Here is an 18,484-nt window from a genome sequence, read left to right on the forward strand (position 1 = left end):
GCGGACTGAGGGGGGGGAAGGGGGGGTCTCTGGTTCTCCTCCCCCCCCCCCCCCCCCCCTCCCCCCCCCCCCCCCCCCCCCCCCCCCCCCCCCCCCCCCCCCCCCCCCCCCCCCCCCCCCCCCCGCCACCGCTCCTCGCGAAACACCGAGACCAGCGACCTGTCGCCAGGACCGGCTGGTGACCGTCGACACGAACACGAGGAGGTTCACGGTCCGCGACGAGCTGTACGGGCTCGGGCAGTTCTCGAAGTACCTCTCGCCCGGTGACGTCCGCCTGGAGTCCAGCGCCGCCGAACACGGCATCAGCAACGTGGTCTACCGCACCCGCGACGGCGGCTACGTCACCGTCCTCGGCAACGGCAACAGCACCGACAGCAAGGTCCGGGTCACCGTCGGCGGCCAGAGCTTCGTGACGACCGTACCGGCGGGCTCCTACGCCACCTACCGATGGCAGGGCCGGGCATAGGGCTAACCCCCCGGAGTGACGACGGGCCTGCCGGATGGTGGCGGCCGGGCCCGTCCACAAAGCTGGGACGAGCCGCGAACACACGCGGTCCGCGCGGCCCGTTGCCGTCCGCGCGGACCGCGCAGCCAAGGAGGCCCGCCTTGCTCACCCGCCGCACCGCCCTGCTGTCGGCCGTCGCCGCCACCGCCCTGTCCGCCGTCTCCGCGCGCACCGCGTCGGCCACGCCGCGCGCGGCGTCCGCGGCGGCGCCGGTGCGGCTGATCCTCCCCGCGCCCGGCGGCCCGCATCCGGTGGGGACGGTCTCCCTGCGCCTCGTCGACACGGCACGCGCCGATCCCTGGATCACCGCACAGCCGTACCGGGAGCTGATGATCAGCATCCGGTACCCGGCGCGGGACGCCGGCGGCCACCCCCGGGCACCGCAGATGCTGCCGGGGGAGGCCGCCGGCTTCACGGCCGTCAACAACCTCGCCGACGTGCCCGCCGACAAGGTCGACTGGGCCGCCACCCGGACCCACGCACACGAAGACGCCCCGGCCGACCGGGACCACGGCCCGTATCCCGTGGTCTGCTACTCACCCGGCACCGGCGACCCGCGCTCCCTCGGCACCACCCTCTGCGACGACCTCGCCTCCCGCGGCTACGTCGTGGTGATGCTCGACCACACCTACGACGCCACCGCCGTCCAGTTCCCCGGCGGCCGCGTCGAACGCACCGTGCTGCCCGCCGAGTACGACAAGGCCTACCCGGACAAGAAGCGGATCAGGGCGCTCCTGAAGAAGACGATCGACGTACGGGTGGCCGACACCCGCTTCCTGCTCGACGCACTGCCGCGTGCGCTGCCCCGCGCACTGCGCGGCACCCTGGACCTGGACCGCATCGGCATGTTCGGGCACTCCGCAGGAGGCTTCACCGCCCTCCAGACGATGCACGACGACCGGCGCGTCGCGGCCGGGGCCAACATGGACGGCGTCGTCGCCTACGTCCCGGACGACGGCGACTCGGGCCACCTCTCCACCGTCGCCGCCGAGGGCCTGGACCGGCCCTTCCTGCTGCTCGGCAAGGACGGCAACGACCTGAGCACGGTCCCGTCCTGGAACGCCCTGTGGCGGCACAGCCGCGGCCCGCGCGAGGGCCTGACCCTGTGCGGCGCCGAACACGCCACGTTCACCGACGAGGAGGCCCTGATCCCGCAGATCGTCCGCCGGCTCGGGCTGCCCCGGTCGACGGTCGTGAAGAACATCGGCACCATCACCCCGGCCCGCGCGATCCCCGTCGAACGGGCCTGCCTCGCCTCCTTCTTCGACCGGCGGCTGCACGGCCGTGAGGTGGCAGGCCTCTCGGCCACCGCCCCGGAGTCGCGTCCCTTCGGCCGGTGAGCGGGCCTTCGGTCACGCCGGGAGCCAGCACAGGCCGTCCCCGGTGACCCCGAGCCGGCCGGGGCCGGGGAGCGCCGGGGCCGGCCCGGCCGGCGGGACGCCGTACAGGGCCTGTTCCTGGAGGTCGTTGCCGGTGCGGAAGGTCTCGGTGACGACCCGGGTGGTCAGGAGGGGGTTCGTGCGATCGCCGGCGGCGGTCAGCCGGTCCACCGCGCCCTCCAGTTCGGCCGCCGCGGCGTTCCACCGGACGCCCAGCCCGCCGGCCGCGGCAATGCCGGTGTCGCCCGACGCCACGCCCCCGGCCAGCTCGGCGAAGGCGGCGGCCTCGTCGACGTCCACCCTGGTGATTTTCTTCGCCGACCAGAAGTACGAGTCCTCGTCCCGCTCCATGTCGTAGAACGCGACGAGGAACTCGTAGAACACCCCGTACTCCCGGCGGTAGCGCGCCTCGAACTCGGCGAAACCGCGCGCCTCGGGCACGCTGCCCTCCAGCGCGGCGTTCACCGCACGGGCCGCCAGCAGGGCGCCGTACGTGGCCAGATGGACGCCCGAGGAGAGCACCGGGTCCACGAAGCAGGCGGCGTCGCCGACCAGCGCCATGCCCGGGACCCACAGGGACGTCTTCCAGTAGGAGTAGTCCTTGCGCACCCGGACCCGGTCGTACGGCGGCTCGGTCGCGACCGGTACGTCCGTGAGCAGCCGGCCGACCGGGGGGCAGGCTTTGATCATGTCCCGCCACGCTGCCTCCGGGTCGTTCTGGACGGCCGCGTAGTGCTCCGGCGTGATCACGGCACCGACGCTGGTCAGGTCCTTGCGCAGCGGGATGTACCAGAGCCAGCCGGCGTCGAACGCGGCGCAGAAGATGTTGCCGTCGTTCGGGGCCGGCAGGCGCCGGCCGCCCGCGTAGTAGCCGAACACGGCCAGGTTGCGGAAGAAGTCCGAGTACACCCGTGCCCCGCCCACCCGGCCGTGGATCCGGCTGGTGTGGCCCGACGCGTCGATGACGTACCGGGCGTGCGCGGTGCGCGGGACACCGTCCGGGTCGGTGTACTCGACACCGCGCACCCGCTCGCCCACGGTGAGGACCCGGCGTACCGCACTGCCCTCCCGTACCTCGGCACCGGCGCGTTCGGCGTTGCGCAGCAGGATCTCGTCGAAACGGGAACGCTCCACCTGGAAGGCGGTCGCGGTGGGTTCCGGCAGCCGCGGTGTCGTCGCGAAGGAGAACTGCCAGGGGTGCGGGTCGCGGCCCCAGCGCAGGGTCCCGCCCCGCTTGAGGGTGAACCCGGCCGCCGCGACCTCGTCGGCGACGCCGAGGAGGCGGCACAGGCCGTGGACGGTGGCGGGCAGCAGCGACTCGCCGATCTGGTAGCGGGGGAAGGTCTCCCGCTCCAGCACGAGCACCCGGTGCCCGCGCCGGGCCACGGCCGTCGCGGCGGTCGATCCGGCCGGACCGCCGCCGACGACGATCAGGTCGTACTCCCCGTACGGCCTGACCGCCTTGCGCCGCACGTCTCGCGCAGTCATCAGGGAACTCCTCTTTCCGTTCGGACCGGGACGGTCACTCGGCCGGGCGGGCCCGGACGGCCGCGGACGCCTCCGTCTCGGTTCCCGGCAGGGCGCCCGCGTCGAGCAGGGCCCCGTGGACGTGTGCCGTCAGCTCGGGCAGCGTCGGGTGCTCCAGAACGACGGTCGGTGACAGGCGGACCCGGATGAAGGCGCTGAGGCGGTTGCGGACCTGCACGGCGGACAGGGAGTCGAAGCCGAGCTCGGTGAAGGCGCGTTCGGCGGGGAACTCGGACGGGTCCGTGAAACCCAGCACCGCCGCGATCTCCGCACGGATCAACTCGGTCAGCACAGGCGCGCGTTCGGGCGGGGCGAGGGCGGCGAGCCGATCCCGCCAGGCACCGGGCATCCGGTCGGCGGCGTCCAGGGGTGCCGCGGCGGCCGCGGCCGGACGGTGCGGCAACAGGTCGGCGAGGACGGGCGGCGCGTCCGGTCCCGCGGGGGCCCGCAGGTCCAGCGGCACCGGCACCAGGACGGGCTCCGGGCGGCGCAGCGCGGCATCGAGGAGGGCGATGCCCTCCCGCTCGCCGACGGGCAGCACGCCGCCCTCCCGCAGCCGGTCCGGCGCCACCCGGCCCGCCATGCCCCGTGCCCCCGCGGTGGTCCACGGCCCCCACGCCAGCGACTGCGCGGGCAGGCCGCGGGCCACCCGGTAGCGGGCGAGCGCGTCGAGGAACCCGTTGGCGGCCGCGTAGTTCGACTGCCCGGGCCTGCCGAGCACACCCGCGGCCGAGGAGTAGAGGACGAAGGCGGCCAGGCCCAGGTGCTTCGTCGCCTCGTGCAGATGCCAGGCGCCGTCCGCCTTCGGCGCGAGCACGGCCGCGAGCCGCTCCGGCGTCATGGCGTCCGTCACGCCGTCGTCCACCACCCCGGCCAGATGGAAGACCGCGGTGAGCGGCGGCCGGCAGGACGCGACCAGCGCGTCCACGGACGCCCGGTCGCTCACGTCGCACGCCACCACGCGTACGTCGGCGGCCAGTTCGCCCGCCCAGTCCGGGACCTCCCCGCCGCGGCCGGCCAGCAGCAGGTGCCGCACGCCGCGTTCGGTGACCAGGTAGCGGGCCAGACTCGCCCCGAGCGCCCCCGTGCCGCCGGTGACGAGCACGGTCCCCTCGGGATCCAGACGGGCGGCCTCGGCGGTCGGCGCGTCGGCGGGAGCCAGCCTGGGGGCCACGACGGTGCCGTCGCGCAGGGCGAGTTCCGGCTCGCCGGTGCGCAGCGCCGCCGCCAGGTCCGCCGTCGTCGCCGCGGCGCCCCGCCGGTCGACCAGTACGATCCGGCCGGGATGCTCCGACGCGGCGCTGCGGACCAGCCCGGCGACCGCGGCCTCGGCCGGGTCGGGCGCGTCTGTGGTGGCGTTCTCGGTGAGCACCAGCAGCCGGCCCGGCCGCGCGCCGGCGGTCCACTCCCGCACCCGCTCCAGCACGGCGCCGAGCAGCCCGCGCGCCCGCTCGGGGGGCGGCGCGTCCGGGGGCAGGTCGGCGGCCAGCCGTGCCACGTCGACCAACTCGTGCTCCGGGCCCGCGGTGCCGGCCGGTACCTGCCGCCAGGCGAGACGGTAGGTCTCGGCCGGCGGTCGCGCCGCCGCCGGGACCGCCCGGGTGACCACGGACTCCACGGCGGCCAGCGGCAGCCCGTCCCCGTCGGTGAGGGTGACGCGGAACTCGTCCGGGCCCAGGCGCCGGACGACCGCGCGAGCCGCGGCGGCACCGGCCGCGTACACCGTCACCCCGGAACAGGTGACCGGCGCGCTCGGTTCGCCCGGCTCCTCGGCCAGCAGCGCGGCATGCAGCGCCGCGTCGAACAGGGCCGGGTGCAGGGTGTACGACCGCGCGGTCGCGGCCTCCCCGGGCGGCAGGGCCAATTCGGCGAAGGTCTCGCCGTCCCGGTGCCACAGCGCGGTCACCGCACGGAAGGCGGGCCCGTACCGATGGCCGCGGCCGGCGAGGCGCTCGTAGTCGACTCCGATCCGCTCCGCGTCCGCCGGCGGCCAGGCCGCGGGGGCGTCACCGGACGGTGCCTGCGCCGGGTCGGTCGTCGCGGTGGCGTGCCGGGTCCACGGGCCCGCCGTGTCGGCGGGACGGCTCCAGACGGTGACCGGCCGCCGGCCCGTCCCGTCCGGCGCCCCGGCCACCACCTGCACCTGCGCCCCCTGCCCCGCAGCGAGGACGAGCGGGGCGCGCAGGGCCAGTTCCGCCAGCCGGACCGGCGCGGCGGAACCGTCGGCCCGGGCGGCCAGCTCGGCGAAGACGGTCGCGGGCACCACGACCCGGCCGTCGATCACGTGGTCGGCAAGCCAGGGATGGCGGTCGAGGGACAGTACGGCGGTGTGCCGGATCGCGGGCCCGTCGGCATCGGGTACCGGCTCGCCCAGCATCGGATGGCCGGACCCGGCCGGCCGCCGCACGGCGTCCAGCCAGTAGCGCTGCCGCCGAAAGGGGTGGGTGGGCAGCGGGCGCCGCCGGGCACCGGAGCCGGTGTACACCGACCGCCAGTCCACCCCGACCCCGTGGACATGGAGCGCGGCCAGCGCCTCGGCCGTGGTCCGGGAGCCGGCGCACGACGCGAACACCGCGTCCGCGTCCGGCCCGACGCAGTCCTCGGCCGCCGCGCCGAGCGCGGCGGACGGCCCGGCCTCGACGAAGGCCGTGACGCCGTCCCCGGCGAGCACGCCCACCGCGTCGGCGAACCGGACCGTCTCGCGCGCCTGCCGCACCCAGTGCCCGGCGGTGGCGAGTGCGTCCGTCTCCGCGCGTCCGGTGAGCGTGGACACGACCGGTACGGAAGGCGGCCGGTAGGTCACCGACTCGGCGACCGCGCGGTACTCGGCCAGTACCGGGTCAAGGAGCGGCGAGTGGAAGGCATGACCGACCCGCAGCCGGCGCTGCGGCCGTCCGACGGCGGCGGCCAGCGCCGTCACCGCGTCCTCGGGCCCGGAGAGCACGACCGACTCCGGCCCGTTGACCGCCGCCACCGCGACCGCCCGTCCGGGTACCCTGTCGAGCAGCGGCGTCACCGCGGTGAGCGGCGCCCGGACCGCGATCATCGCGCCGCCGGCGGGCAGGGCCGCCATCAGCCTGCCGCGTGTGGCGACCAGCCGTACCGCGTCGGCGCGGGAGAACACCCCGGCCACATGGGCGGCGGCCAGCTCGCCGACGGAGTGCCCGACCAGCCGGTCCGGGTGAACGCCGAAGCAGGCGAGCAGGGCGTGCAGGGCCACCGCGTAGGAGAACAGCGCGGGTTGGGCGTAGTCGGTCCGGTCCAGCAGGCCCGGATCGTCGACGGCCTCCAGCAGGGGGCGGTCCAGCCACGGGGTGAACTCCTCGCACAGCCCGGTGAACGCCGCGTCGAAGGCCGGGAAGGCCGCCCGCAGGTCTCGGCCCATGCCGGGGCGCTGGGCTCCCTGGCCCGGGAAGAGGAGAGCCACCTTCGGGCGTGGGCGCGCGATGCCCCGCAGCAGTGCCGGACCGTCGGTGCCCGCGGCCAGGTCGTGAAGCCCCCTGAGCAGGTCTTCGGCGTCCGGGGCCAGGACGGCAGCGCGGTGCGTCAGCGGCGCCCGGGTCGTGGCCAGCGAGAACGCGACGTCCAAGGCGTCCGCCTCCCCCCGTACGCCGGCCAGTTCCGCCGCCAGGCTCGCGGCGTGCGCGCGCAGCCCGGCCTCGTCGGTCCCGCCGACCAGCCAGGGCATGAGCGGCAGCCGGTGGGCCGGTTCCGTACCGGCCGCCGCCGTCGCTCCCGCCGCGTCGGCTCCGTTCGGCTCCTCGATGATCACGTGGGCGTTGGTGCCGCCGATGCCGAACGACGAGACCGCCGCCCGGCGCGGACGGTCGCGGCGCGGCCACGGGCGGCCCCGGTCCAGCAGCCGTACCGCACCGGAGGACCAGTCGACGTGCGGCGAGGGCCGCTCCGCGTGCAGCGAGGCGGGCAGCCGGGCGTGACGCATCGCCTCGATCATCTTGATCAGGCCCGCCACCCCCGACGCCGCCTGGGTGTGCCCCAGGTTCGACTTCACCGAGCCCAGCCACACCGGGTCGGCCGGGTCACGGCGCTGTCCGTAGGTGGCGAGCAGGGCGTTCGCCTCGATCGGGTCGCCGAGCGCGGTGCCGGTGCCGTGCCCCTCGACCGCGTCGACGTCGGCCCCGTCCAGCCCCGCGTCGGCCAGCGCCCGCCGGATCAGGTCCCGCTGCGCCGCGCCGTTGGGCGCGGTCAGGCCGTTCGACGCGCCGTCCGAGTTGACGGCCGAGCCGCGCAGCACCGCCAGCACCGGACGGCCGTTGCGGCGGGCGTCCGACAGCCGTTCCAGCAGCACCAGACCGACGCCCTCGGCCCAGGCGGTGCCGTCCGCGCCCGCGGCGAAGGACCGGCAGCGCCCGTCCGGCGACAGCCCGCGCAGCCGGCTGAACACGACGAACGGCCGCGGATCCGCCAGCACCGTCGCCCCGCCCGCCAGCGCGAGCGCACACTCCCCGGCCCGCAGCGACCGGGCCGCCAGGTCCAGCGCCACCAGCGAGGACGAACACGCCGTGTCCAGCGTCAGCGCGGGACCGCGCAGCCCAAGTGTGTAGGCGATCCGGCCGGACGCCACGCTCGGCGACGAGCCGATGCCCAGCTGGGCCTCCAGCTCGCCGGGCACCCCGCCGCGGCCGTACCCGCCGGCGTGCATCAGGCCGACGAACACCCCGGTGTCGGTGCCGCGCAGCTCCGGCGCCGGGACACCGGCCCGCTCGAAGGTCTCCCAGGCGACCTCGAGGAGCAGCCGCTGCTGGGGATCGGTGGCCAGCGCCTCGCGCGGCGACATGCCGAAGAACAGCGGGTCGAAGTCCGCGACCCCGTCCAGGAACCCGCCGCGGCGGGCGTACGTGGTCCCGGGGCGGTCGGGGTCGGGATGGTGCAGGGACGCGAGGTCCCAGCCCCGGTCGGCCGGGAAGTCGCCGGTGGCGTCGCGCTCTTCGGCCACCAGACGCCAGAGGTCCTCGGGGGAGTCCACCCCGCCCGGGAAGCGGCAGCCGGCCGCCACGATCGCCACCGGCTCGGCCTCCGGACCGCGCCGCGGCGCCGCCGGGGGCCGAACCGTCCCGTGCAGCCGCGCGTCCAGGTGGGCGGCGACCGCGGCGGGGCTCGGGTGGTCCCACACCAGCGTCGCCGGCAGCCGCAGCCCGGTGCGGGTGCCGAGCCGGTGCCACAGGGTCATCGCGTCCATCGAGGTCAGACCGAGATCGGCGAACGCCGTACCCGGATCCGCGGTGGCACCCCGGATCGCCGCCGTCTCCGCGCACACCAGGTCGGTCAGCGCGGCCCGCCGCTCACCCGGCGTCCGCCCGGCGAGCCCGGCGAGTCCCGGATCGGCCGGGCGGTCGGTGAGCGCCCGGCGCAGCAGGGCCCGGCGCGGCTTGCCGGCGGAGGTGCGCGGTACCGCCGGGATCGGCAGCACCTCCTCGGGCACCTTGTGCGCGGAGAGCACCGCGGCGCAGGCCCGCAGCAGCGGCGCCGGATCGAGGTCAGGACGGTCCGGCACCACGAACGCCGCCGGAACCTCACCGAGCAGCGGATGGGCCCGCCCGACCACGGCCGCGTCCCGCACCCCGGGCAGAGCGCACAGCACCCGCTCCACCTCGGCCGGGTCGACGTTCTCGCCGCCGCGCACGATGCGGTCGCCCGCCCGGCCGGTGACGGTCAAAAACCCGTGCTCGTCGAGCCTGCCCAGGTCACCGGTGCGGTACCAGCCGTCGCGCAGGGCGGCGGCGGTCTCCTCGGGACGGCCGTGGTAGCCGAGCATGACGCCGGGGCCGCGGACCCAGATCTCGCCGTCCCCGCCGGCCCCCTCCGCCGGGGCGATCCGCACCTCCATGCCGGGCAGCGGCAGCCCGCTGCTGCCGCGCACCCGTGGCCCCGCGGGCGCTTCCACGGCGATCTTGCCGCAGGTCTCGGTGCTGCCGTAACCGTCGAGCAGCGGGGCACCGAACCGCTCCTCGGCCTCCGCCCGCAGCTCCGGGTCGCTGGGAGCGCCGGCCGTGACGCACAGCCGCAGCGAGGGCACGGCCCCGAGCCCGGCGTCCAGCAACTGCCGGTAGGTGAGGGGGACCCCGGTCAGGACGGTCGGCTCGTAGCCGCCGACCAGCCGGACCAGGGCGGCCGGTTCCCGGGCGGTGGTGATCCGGGCGCTCGCCCCGGCCATGGTGGTGCCGAGGACGCACAGCGAGTGGGCGTAGGCGTGCGAGAGGGGCAGCGGCCACAGGAGGCGGTCGGCCGCCGACAGCCCGAGCCGGGGCAGATAGCAGGCGGCCGCGGACCACAGCGCCGACCGCTGACTGGAGATCACCGCCCTGGCGGTGCCGGAGGTCCCGGACGTGTAGAGCAGCCAGGCCGGCTCGTCCAGGCCGAGGTCGTCGGGGGGAGCGGCCGACGGCTCCGTGGCCAGCGCCTCCCAGGCGGTCACCCCGTCGGGCACCGGCCCCTCGCCGGTGACCAGCAGCCGGACGGTCCGGCCGGCCGTCAGCCGCGTGATCCGTGGCAGATGGTGCCGGTCGGTGACGAGCACGGCCGGACCGCAGTCGGCCAGCAGCCCGGCGAGTTCGGCATCGGTGGCACGGGAACTCAGCGGCACCCCCACCGCACCGGCCCGCACCGTGGCGAGCAGTCCCTCGATCAGTTCCACGCCGTCGTCCATGCAGAAGGCCACCCGGGCGGCACGGCCGGCGCCCAGCCCGGCCGCCAGCCTGCCGGTCCTGCGCTCCAGTTCCGCCCAGCCCACCGCCCGCCGGTCGTCGGCGAAGGCGACCTTCCCGCCGTGGCGCTCGGAGTTCTCGGCGAGCAACTCCGAAACCGGCCGCACGGTCACCGCACGCTCCGCTCCCACCAGGCCCCCTCGGTGCAACAGCCCTGCCTTTCCCAGTAGGAGGGCCCTGCCGGGGCCGGGGTTGCAGCCGCTGCCCGACCGGCGTTTTCTGGAAGTACCCGATGGTGTAACTAGAGCGCCCAGAGTTGCGGCACGGACCGGGGCTCTGTCCCGGCCGTCACTCCTGGCCAGGCCTCGGCCCGCGCGGTCCGTCGTCGTACGGCGTTCGACGCGGAGGTGAACCAGGTGAAAGCCGTCGTCTACGAGAAGCCCTTCAGCGTCACGGTCAGGGACGTCGACGATCCGAGCATCCAGCACCCGAACGACGTGCTGGTACGGGTCACGTCGAGCGCCATCTGCGGATCCGACCTGCACATGTACGAGGGGCGTACGGCCGCGGAGGCGGGCATCGTCTTCGGACACGAGAACCTCGGCATCGTCGAGGAGACCGGCTCCGGCGTGATCTCGCTGTCCGAGGGCGACCGGGTGGTCATGCCCTTCAACGTCGCCTGCGGCTTCTGCAAGAACTGCCTGGCCGGCAAGACCGGCTTCTGTCTCACGGTCAACCCGGGCTTCGCCGGGGGAGCCTACGGCTATGTGGCCATGGGGCCCTACAAGGGCGGCCAGGCGGAGCTGCTGCGCGTACCGTTCGCGGACTTCAACTGCCTGAAGCTGCCGCCCGGCAACGAGTTCGAGACCGACTTCGTGCTGCTCGCGGACATCTTCCCGACCGGCTATCACGGCTGTGAGCTGGCCCGGGTCTCCCCGGGCGAGAGCGTCGCCGTCTTCGGTGCCGGCCCGGTCGGTCTGATGGCCGCGTACTCGGCGCTGCTGCGGGGCGCGTCCAAGGTGTTCTCGGTCGACCGGGTGCCCGAGCGGCTCGCCAAGGCCGAGCAGATCGGGGCGATACCGATCGACTTCACCAAGGGCGACCCGGCCGAGCAGATCAAGGAACAGACCGGCGGCGAGGGCACGGACAAGGGCGTCGACGCCGTCGGCTACCAGGCCCAGGCGCACGACGCGAGCCACGAGGAACCCGCCGTCGTCCTGAACGCCCTCGTCGACACGGTACGGCCGACCGGCATGCTCGGCGTACCGGGCCTGTACGTCCCGTCCGACCCGGGCGGACCCGACGAGCACGCCAAGCACGGCCTGCTGCTGGTGTCCATCGGGCGGATGTTCGAGAAGGGGCAGCAGATGGGCACCGGTCAGTGCAACGTCAAGCAGTACAACCGGCAGTTGCGCGACCTGATCATCGCCGGGCGGGCCAAGCCCAGCTTCGTGGTCTCCCACGAACTGCCGCTCGAGGAAGCACCGAGCGCCTACGAGAAGTTCGACCAGCGGATCGAGGGCTACACGAAGGTCGTCCTGCACCCGGGGCACGCTCTCGCGGCGTAGCACCGGCGCCGGCGCAGCGCCCGGCCGCTCACGTCAGCCTTGGGCCGGGGTGAGAGCGGTGACCCACTCGGCGGGCCAGGGGACACTCCTCCGGTCGGCGCTCCGCGGCACGTGGACGACGGTATAACGGCCGGCTGCGGCGAGTTGCCGCGGCCGGCCGTCGATCTCCTCGCCCCACACCTCGAACCCGAACGTCATCGAGGAGGTGCCGACGCGTTCGACGGTCAGGACCGTCGTCACCTCCTGCTGGAACCAGAGCGGTGCGGTGAAGTCGACCTCGTAGCGCACCCGCGGTGCGGCACCGAAGTAGCCGACGACACCACGCTCGCGCACCAGCGCGGCCTCGGCCGCCTCCACGAACCGCGCCACCGCGGTGTTGTGGTAGTGCCCGGAGGCGTCGGTGTCCGACCACTCGACCCGGCACCGGTGGACGGCGCGGACGCGGTCAGGACCGGCACCCGCCGGAGGCGCTGCCTGATATTGCGCATTTTTCACGGTCGTCAAGTGTAGTCAACAAGTCGAGGTCCGCCGCAAGACCCGGTACCGGTCGATCGCCCGCCGCAGCTCGACCGCGTCGAAGTCCGGGACGGCCTCGCCCTGCGCGTACCTCAGGATCCGCCCGGCGAGGGTGCGCAGCTTGGTGTTGGTGCGCTGGGACATGTCACGCAGGACCCGCCAGGCCTCGTCCGGAGGGATCCGGCCGTACGCGACGACCGCGCCGATGGCCTGGTCGATGACGGCGTGCGAGGTGACGGCTTGTTGCAGCTGGGCGTTCTCGGCCCGAAGGCTTTCCTGCTCGACGGCCAGCTCGGTGGCCGACAGCAACCGCAGGGGCTCCGTGCGGGAGATCGCGAAGAACGCCATGAATCGCCTCGTAGAGGATGGGGTCCGGGGTCGGCGTAACACCTTCCCCCGGATCCCACCTGTACGCGCAGTGCCCCGCCGAGCAGCGCACCCGCAGGGGCGCTGGGGGTCCCCCGGCCGAAGGCCGGGGGAGGAACTGCGCGACCAGCCACGACGGCGCCGCAGCCGGCGTCGAGCCGAAGGGGCTCTCGTCGGCCCCGGTCAGCTGCGGCGCCCCGCCGGGGCGTTCCGGTCCTCCCCGGCCGACGACGTGGCCTCGCCGTCCGCCTGGCCCGGGATCGCCGCCGGTTCCGCGCGGTCGGCGTGGCCCGGCCACCAGGCCGCGTGGCCGATCAGCGCCGTGAGGCTCGGGGTGAAGAACATCGCCATGACGAAGGCGGCCACCGCGATGCCGAAGGAGACCGCGAAACCCATCTCCGAGAGCAGCGAGTTGCCCGCCAGCATCATCGTGGCGAAGGTCGCCGCCAGGATGAAGCCGGCCGCGGCCACCGTCGGCCCGGCGTGCCGCAGTGCCATGCCGGCCGCCTCGCGCGGCTCCCGGCCCTCGCGGGCCTCCTCCCGGAGCCGGGCGATCATGAGGATGTTGTAGTCCGTGCCGATGGCGACCACGAAGAGGTACATGATCACCGGCAGCATGAACATCAGACCCGGCTTGTTCTGTGCTTCCTGGAAGATCCAGACCGTGGCGCCGAGCGTCGCGCCGAAACCGAGCCCGACGGAGGCGATCAGGTACCAGGGCGCGACCACACTGCGCAGCAGCAGCCCCAGGATCACCATGATGAGCAGAGCGGCGACCGGGAACACCGTGCGGTAGTCGTGGTTGACCGCCGAGTCGATGTCCTTGTAGATCGAGGACATGCCGCCGACGAGCGCCTCGGTCCCCTCCGGAGCGCCGGCGTGCGCGACGTCCCGCACCCGGCCGACGGCGTCTATGGCCTTGTCCGTCGACGCCTCGTACTTGAGGGTGACGGTGAAGTCCGCCGTGGTCCCTGCCTTGTTCACCTGGACCATCCGGGCGCTCGCGACACCGTCCACGGCCCCGAGCTTCTGCGCGTACGCGTCGAAGGCGGACGTGTCCAGCGGCTTGCCGTCGGTGCTGGAGAGGTAGACGTCGGTGGGCGCGGCGGCACCGGCCGAGTACGCCTTCTGCATCTGGTCCTGGACGACCATGGACTCCTTGGTCTTGGGCATCGAGCCCGACGCCAGGTCGAACGTGGCGTGGAAGCCCAGCGTGCCCAGCGACAGCACGACCAGGACCAGTCCGGAGACCGCCGCGGTCAGCCCGGGACGGCGCTGCACACCACGGCCCAGGGCCGCGAAACGGGCGTTCGACGGCTCCTGCTGCCAGGACTTGGACGGCCAGAACACCTTCGGGCCGATCAGCGAGACCACGGCCGGGATCAGTGTCAGCCCCGCGATCAGGGTGACGGAGACCGCGATGGCCAGCGCCGGGCCCATCTGCTTGAGGAAGCCCAGCGTGGAGAGCACCAGCGCGAGGAAGGCGATGATGACCGCGCCGGCCGCCGAGGCGATCGCCTCACCGACCCGGCCGACCGCGTTGACCATGGCCTCCTTGGGTTCGTCACCCGCGCGCAGGCGTTCGCGGTAACGGAACATCAGGAACAGGAAGTAGTCCGTGCCCACGCCGAACAGCACGACGATCAGGATCGACGAGACGGAACTGTTGGCCTGCAGACCGAACAGCTTGGTGGCGTACGCGATCAGCCCGTTGGCGATGGCCGACACCACGCCGATCACCACCAGCGGCAGGAACGCCAGGATCGGCGCCCGGAAGATGATCAGCAGAGTGACCAGGATGATCACGAAGGTGCCGATGCCGATCAGCGCCTCACCGCGCTTGGACGAGTCCTGCTGGTCGAGGGCCTGCGCGGCCGAACCGCCCAGCTTGACCTCCAGGCCGGTGCCCTTGGCCAGTTGCTTGACGTCGTCGCGCAACACCTTGGCCGCGTCCGCCTGCACGGGCTGACCGGCGTTCTTGCTGTCCATCTGCACCAGGATCAGGTCGTACCTGCCGTCCTTCGACGGCTGGCCGGGGACGACCTTCTGGACCTGGTCGATGTGCTTGCCGCCCAGTTCGGTGGCGAACCGGGCGACGTCCTTCGTGTCCTCGGCGGTGAGCTTGCCGCCGTCGGTGCGCTGGTACAGCGCGATCGCGGACGGGGTGAAGGCGCTGGGGAACGCCTTCGCCTGGAGATCGGCCGCTTTGATGGACTCGTAACTCTTGGGCAGGAAGCTGCTCTCGTCGCTGTTCGAGGGCAGGCTCGGGGCGGTGGCGACGATCGCCACCGCCGCGATCAGCCATGCCACGATCGTCCAGACAGGATGTCGGACGACGGCACTGCCAATTCGTCGGAACATGCGGAAGGTCCTCCTGGGTAGGAAGATCACCGCAGCCCGGGGAGCGGACCCTGGCATCGGCGACCCCGACCGGCACGCATCCGACGAGCCGGTCGCTTGGTTGTCTTGACGCCATATGTTAGGGATCAGCTGTGAAGATCGGTCCACTGGGTTTTTCGTGGCGCCCGTAGCTGCGCATTTTCCCGCCGCCCGCGGGCGGCCCGTCATCTGTACGGCGGCGGTCCGGTCGGCGACCATCGAAGACGTGATCGCGGCACCGTCGCCGACCGGAGGGCCGAACCATGTCAACGATCGGTCAATGGCACCTGCGGGCCGCGTTCGCGGCGCGGCTGTCGGAGATGTACGGGCGGGAGGCCCCCGCCTACACCACGCTGGTGGACGTCTCCCGCGAGGTGAACGAGGAGTTCCTGCGCGCCCGCGGAGCCGACGCGGAACGCCTCGGCTCCATCGGCAGGGTGACCGCCGAGCGGCACGGCGCCATCCGGGTCGGCACCCCGCGCGAACTGCGCCAGGTCGCCCGCGCCTTCGGCGCCCTCGGCATGCAACTCCGCCACCAACACGGTCAACTACTCGGGCGAACTCACCCTGGCCCAGGGTGTCGGCTTCCTCTGAGCCCGGTGGTACCGAACTGGCTGCGGCCTCTGCGCCGAAGGCCCCGGCCGCGTCAGGGCAGCGGCTCGCCGAACTCGCCGGTGACCGTGTCGTCCTGGCCGGAGCGAGAGGTCCCGGCCGCTTCCTCGGGCAGCAGGAAGGCGGTGAGCGCGGCCGTGTCGTCCTGCAACTGGTCGTGGCTGTAGTCCAGCAGGTCCTGATGGAGCCGCTCCAGGAGCTCCGGGGGCGGCATCGGACCCCACGAACGCAGCCGCTCGATCAACGGGTAGAAGGTGCCCTCGGGATCCCGGGTCTCGGTGACACCGTCCGTGTACAGGAGCAGTTGGTCGCCGGGGCCGAAGGAGTAGGTCTCGACGCGATAGGGATCCCCGACGAGCATGCCGAGGTTCAGCGGCGGACCCGGCTGCCCCCGGTCCAGTTCGTTCACCTCGCCGGGGCGGATGAGCAGCGGCGGCGGGTGGCCGCAGTTGAGGATGCGCACGATCCGCTCCTTCCCCGGGATCTCCGCGAAGACGGCGGTCACGAACCGCTCGCCCAGTTCGGTCCCGCCCAGCCGGTCCGCCCGGCGGGTCATGCTGATGTCCACCCGCTCCACCAGCGCACGCAGGTCGGGTTCGTCGTGCGCCGCCTCACGGAACGCGCCCAGCATCGCCGCGGCTGTCTCCACCGCGAGCAGACCCTTGCCGCGCACGTCCCCGATGAGCAGCCGTACCCCGTACGCGGTGGGAACCGCCTCGAAGAGGTCGCCGCCGATGCGTGCCTCCGCGGCCGCGGACAGGTAGAAGCTCTCGAGGAGCAGGTTCCCGATCCGGCGCGGGACCGGCCTGAGCAGGACACGTTGGGCGATCTCGGCCACGAACCGGACGTCGGCCAGGGTGCGTTCCCGGCGGATCCGGTGCGCCGCCAGGATCGCGCCCAGCGCACCCACCAGAGCCGTGCAGGCATAGGCGGCCACATAGTGGCGTTCCCAGACGTAGCTGACGGCGCGCCCCGCACAGCACGGGGTTCCGGCCAGAAGGAGTTCGAGGCCGATGCCGAAGACCGTGGCGACGGCGACGACGACGGGCGGGTGGGCGAAGGCGGTCACCAGAGGCAGTGCGATCAGGACGAAACTCACCGGCCACTGCACCGGAGTGGCCGGTTCGATCAGCAGTACGACGGCGACGTACAGGACCGGTAGCCAGCGCATCCACGCGGGCGGCGCGGGCAGTGGTGGGTTGGGACCGTCGTGCCTCACCCGGGACTCCTGGCATACGAATCTAGACAAGACACCCAGCCTCCCCGGCCGTCGCCCGGAACGCCGGTGATTGCTCCACTCAGCGGCATGTTCCGAAGCCGCAGCAGCATTCGAGCCATGCATCGAAACATTCGGAGATTTGAGACCCGTGAAATGATCTCATCGTCATCCGACGTCAGAGGCGATGTTCTTCAAGTGGCTCATTAGGTGCTTCAGCTGCGAAGATGCCTACCCTCCATGGGTCGAAGGTTTCGAAATAATCACCGAAACTGTTGACAGGTGACATGCCCAGACCAACACTCCCCACCAGGCCGTACCCGCACAGGCCACACGAGGAGGCATCCCATGAACCCGCTCGACCACGCCCTGAGCCGCAGGAGTGCCGGCGCCCTTCTGCTGGGCGCCGCCGCCGGGCTGGCCCTGCCCGGCACCGCCCGCGCCGCCACCGTCGTCACCACCAACCAGACCGGCACGAACAACGGCTACTACTACTCGTTCTGGACCGACGCACAGGGCACGGTCTCCATGACCCTCGGCTCCGGCGGCAACTACAGCACCAGCTGGCGCAACACCGGCAACTTCGTCTGCGGCAAGGGCTGGAGCACCGGCGCCCGCCGGAACGTGACCTACTCGGGCAGCTTCAGCCCGTCCGGCAACGGCTACCTGTCTCTCTACGGGTGGACCTCGAACCCGCTCGTCGAGTACTACATCGTCGACAACTGGGGCACCTACCGGCCCACCGGAACGTACAAGGGCAGCGTCACCACCGACGGCGGCACCTACGACATCTACCTCACGACGCGGTACAACGCCCCGTCCGTCGAGGGCACCAAGACGTTCAACCAGTACTGGAGCGTTCGCCAGTCCAAGCGGACCGGCGGCACCATCACCACCGGCAACCACTTCGACGCCTGGGGCAGGGCCGGCATGCCCCTGGGCAGCTTCAGCTACTACCAGATCCTCGCGACCGAGGGCTACCAGAGCAGCGGCAGCTCGAACATCACGGTCGCGTGATGAACGCCGCAGCGGAACGCTCGTTACGTCCCCTGGTCGCGACCGCCGCCGCCGTCGCGCTGGCCGCCGCGGGCACCCTCGCCGTCGGCGCCGCCCCCGCCCACTCCGCCACCTGCGCCGGCTACGTCGGCCTCACCTTCGACGACGGGCCGTCCACCGCCCACACACCGGGCCTGCTCAGCGCCCTGAAGGCGAACGGGCTGCGCGCCACCATGTTCAACGAGGGCCAGTACGCGGCCGCCTACCCGGCCCAGGTCAAGGCCCAGGTCAGCGCGGGCATGTGGGTCGGCAACCACAGCTACACCCACCCGCACCTCACCCAGGAGACCCAGGCACAGATCGACTCGGAGATCTCCCGCACCCAGTCGGCCGTCGCCGCGGCCGGCGGCGGGACACCGGTCCTGTTCCGGCCGCCGTACGGCGAGACCAACGCCACCGTGCGGGCGGTCGAGGCCAAGTACGGGCTCACCGAGATCATCTGGGACGTCGACTCCCAGGACTGGAACGGCGCGAGCACCGACGCCATCGTGCAGGCCGTCTCCCGGCTCACCGCCGGCCAGATCATCCTCATGCACGAGTGGCCGGCCAACACCCTGGCCGCGATCCCGCGCATCGCACAGACTCTCGCGGCCAAGGGGCTGTGCTCCGGGCGGATCTCCCCGCAGACCGGCCGCGCGGTCGCACCCTGAGACCACGCCGGCATGAGTGGCGCGACGGCCCGTCAACCGCCGCGC

Annotated in this window: 10 protein-coding genes and 2 pseudogenes; 6 read left to right on the forward strand and 6 right to left on the reverse strand. The window is 73.3% G+C overall.

The window, feature by feature from the left end:
* Positions 1-178 precede the first annotated feature (178 nt).
* Positions 179-466 (forward strand): glycoside hydrolase family 30 beta sandwich domain-containing protein, encoded by a 288-nt coding sequence (locus tag ACZ63F_RS05455; protein ID WP_469708917.1) that lies wholly within the window; start codon positions 179-181, stop codon positions 464-466.
* Between the two features lie 140 nt (positions 467-606).
* Entirely contained in the window at positions 607-1,845 is a 1,239-nt protein-coding gene (locus ACZ63F_RS05460; protein WP_469708919.1) for an alpha/beta hydrolase family protein, read from the forward strand.
* A gap of 12 nt (positions 1,846-1,857) precedes the next feature.
* Here the strand turns inward: ACZ63F_RS05460 and ACZ63F_RS05465 are convergent, their stop codons facing one another.
* Positions 1,858-3,372 carry a tryptophan 7-halogenase gene (locus ACZ63F_RS05465; protein ID WP_469708921.1) on the reverse strand — a complete coding sequence of 505 codons (1,515 nt, stop codon included), beginning with the start codon at positions 3,370-3,372 and terminating at the stop codon, positions 1,858-1,860.
* A 34-nt stretch (positions 3,373-3,406) separates the two neighbouring features.
* A complete protein-coding gene (locus tag ACZ63F_RS05470; RefSeq protein WP_469708923.1) occupies positions 3,407-10,267 on the reverse strand; it encodes an SDR family NAD(P)-dependent oxidoreductase in 6,861 nt (2,286 codons plus the stop codon).
* Between the two features lie 225 nt (positions 10,268-10,492).
* Between ACZ63F_RS05470 and ACZ63F_RS05475 the strand changes: the two genes are divergently transcribed.
* Entirely contained in the window at positions 10,493-11,644 is a 1,152-nt protein-coding gene (locus tag ACZ63F_RS05475; protein WP_469708924.1) for a glutathione-independent formaldehyde dehydrogenase, read from the forward strand.
* A 33-nt stretch (positions 11,645-11,677) separates the two neighbouring features.
* On the opposite strand, the gene ACZ63F_RS05480 is transcribed toward ACZ63F_RS05475, so the two are convergent.
* From ACZ63F_RS05480 to ACZ63F_RS05490, 3 genes are all read right to left on the reverse strand, one after another.
* Positions 11,678-12,139, reverse strand: coding sequence for an acyl-CoA thioesterase (locus ACZ63F_RS05480; protein WP_469708926.1), 462 nt, complete (start codon positions 12,137-12,139; stop codon positions 11,678-11,680).
* A gap of 15 nt (positions 12,140-12,154) precedes the next feature.
* Positions 12,155-12,508: an ANTAR domain-containing protein gene (locus tag ACZ63F_RS05485; protein WP_469708927.1), complete on the reverse strand. Its 354-nt coding sequence runs from the start codon at positions 12,506-12,508 to the stop codon at positions 12,155-12,157.
* 201 nt (positions 12,509-12,709) lie between these two features.
* A complete protein-coding gene (locus ACZ63F_RS05490; RefSeq protein WP_469708929.1) occupies positions 12,710-14,887 on the reverse strand; it encodes an MMPL family transporter in 2,178 nt (725 codons plus the stop codon).
* A gap of 281 nt (positions 14,888-15,168) precedes the next feature.
* Here ACZ63F_RS05490 and ACZ63F_RS05495 point away from each other — a divergent pair.
* Positions 15,169-15,429, forward strand: a pseudogene (locus ACZ63F_RS05495) (2-oxoadipate dioxygenase/decarboxylase family protein); the annotation flags it as partial.
* A gap of 122 nt (positions 15,430-15,551) precedes the next feature.
* Here ACZ63F_RS05495 and ACZ63F_RS05500 read toward each other — a convergent pair.
* The gene (locus tag ACZ63F_RS05500; protein ID WP_469709336.1) at positions 15,552-16,688 is read right to left on the reverse strand and encodes a PP2C family protein-serine/threonine phosphatase; all 1,137 of its coding nucleotides are present in this window, start codon (positions 16,686-16,688) and stop codon (positions 15,552-15,554) included.
* A gap of 393 nt (positions 16,689-17,081) precedes the next feature.
* Here ACZ63F_RS05500 and ACZ63F_RS05505 point away from each other — a divergent pair, with 393 nt between their 5' ends.
* Both ACZ63F_RS05505 and ACZ63F_RS05510 read left to right on the forward strand, forming a co-directional pair.
* On the forward strand, positions 17,082-17,750 hold the full coding sequence (locus tag ACZ63F_RS05505; protein WP_469708931.1) for a glycoside hydrolase family 11 protein: 669 nt from the start codon (positions 17,082-17,084) through the stop codon (positions 17,748-17,750).
* Positions 17,750-18,436 (forward strand): annotated as a pseudogene (locus ACZ63F_RS05510) (polysaccharide deacetylase family protein); the annotation flags it as partial. The gene ACZ63F_RS05505 and the pseudogene ACZ63F_RS05510, both read left to right, overlap by 1 nt.
* Between the last annotated feature and the right edge of the window lie 48 nt (positions 18,437-18,484).

This window comes from Streptomyces sp. NPDC104761 (assembly GCF_055583445.1).

What these genes read in the sequence shown, in the direction of transcription:
- ACZ63F_RS05465 (WP_469708921.1), bottom strand. Translation starts at nt 3,372, where the DNA reads ATGACTGCGCGAGACGTGCGGCGCAAGGCGGTCAGGCCGTACGGGGAG.
- ACZ63F_RS05485 (WP_469708927.1), bottom strand. Translation starts at nt 12,508, where the DNA reads ATGGCGTTCTTCGCGATCTCCCGCACGGAGCCCCTGCGGTTGCTGTCG.
- ACZ63F_RS05490 (WP_469708929.1), bottom strand. Translation starts at nt 14,887, where the DNA reads ATGTTCCGACGAATTGGCAGTGCCGTCGTCCGACATCCTGTCTGGACG.
- ACZ63F_RS05500 (WP_469709336.1), bottom strand. Translation starts at nt 16,688, where the DNA reads ATGCGCTGGCTACCGGTCCTGTACGTCGCCGTCGTACTGCTGATCGAA.
- ACZ63F_RS05505 (WP_469708931.1), top strand. Translation starts at nt 17,082, where the DNA reads ATGAACCCGCTCGACCACGCCCTGAGCCGCAGGAGTGCCGGCGCCCTT.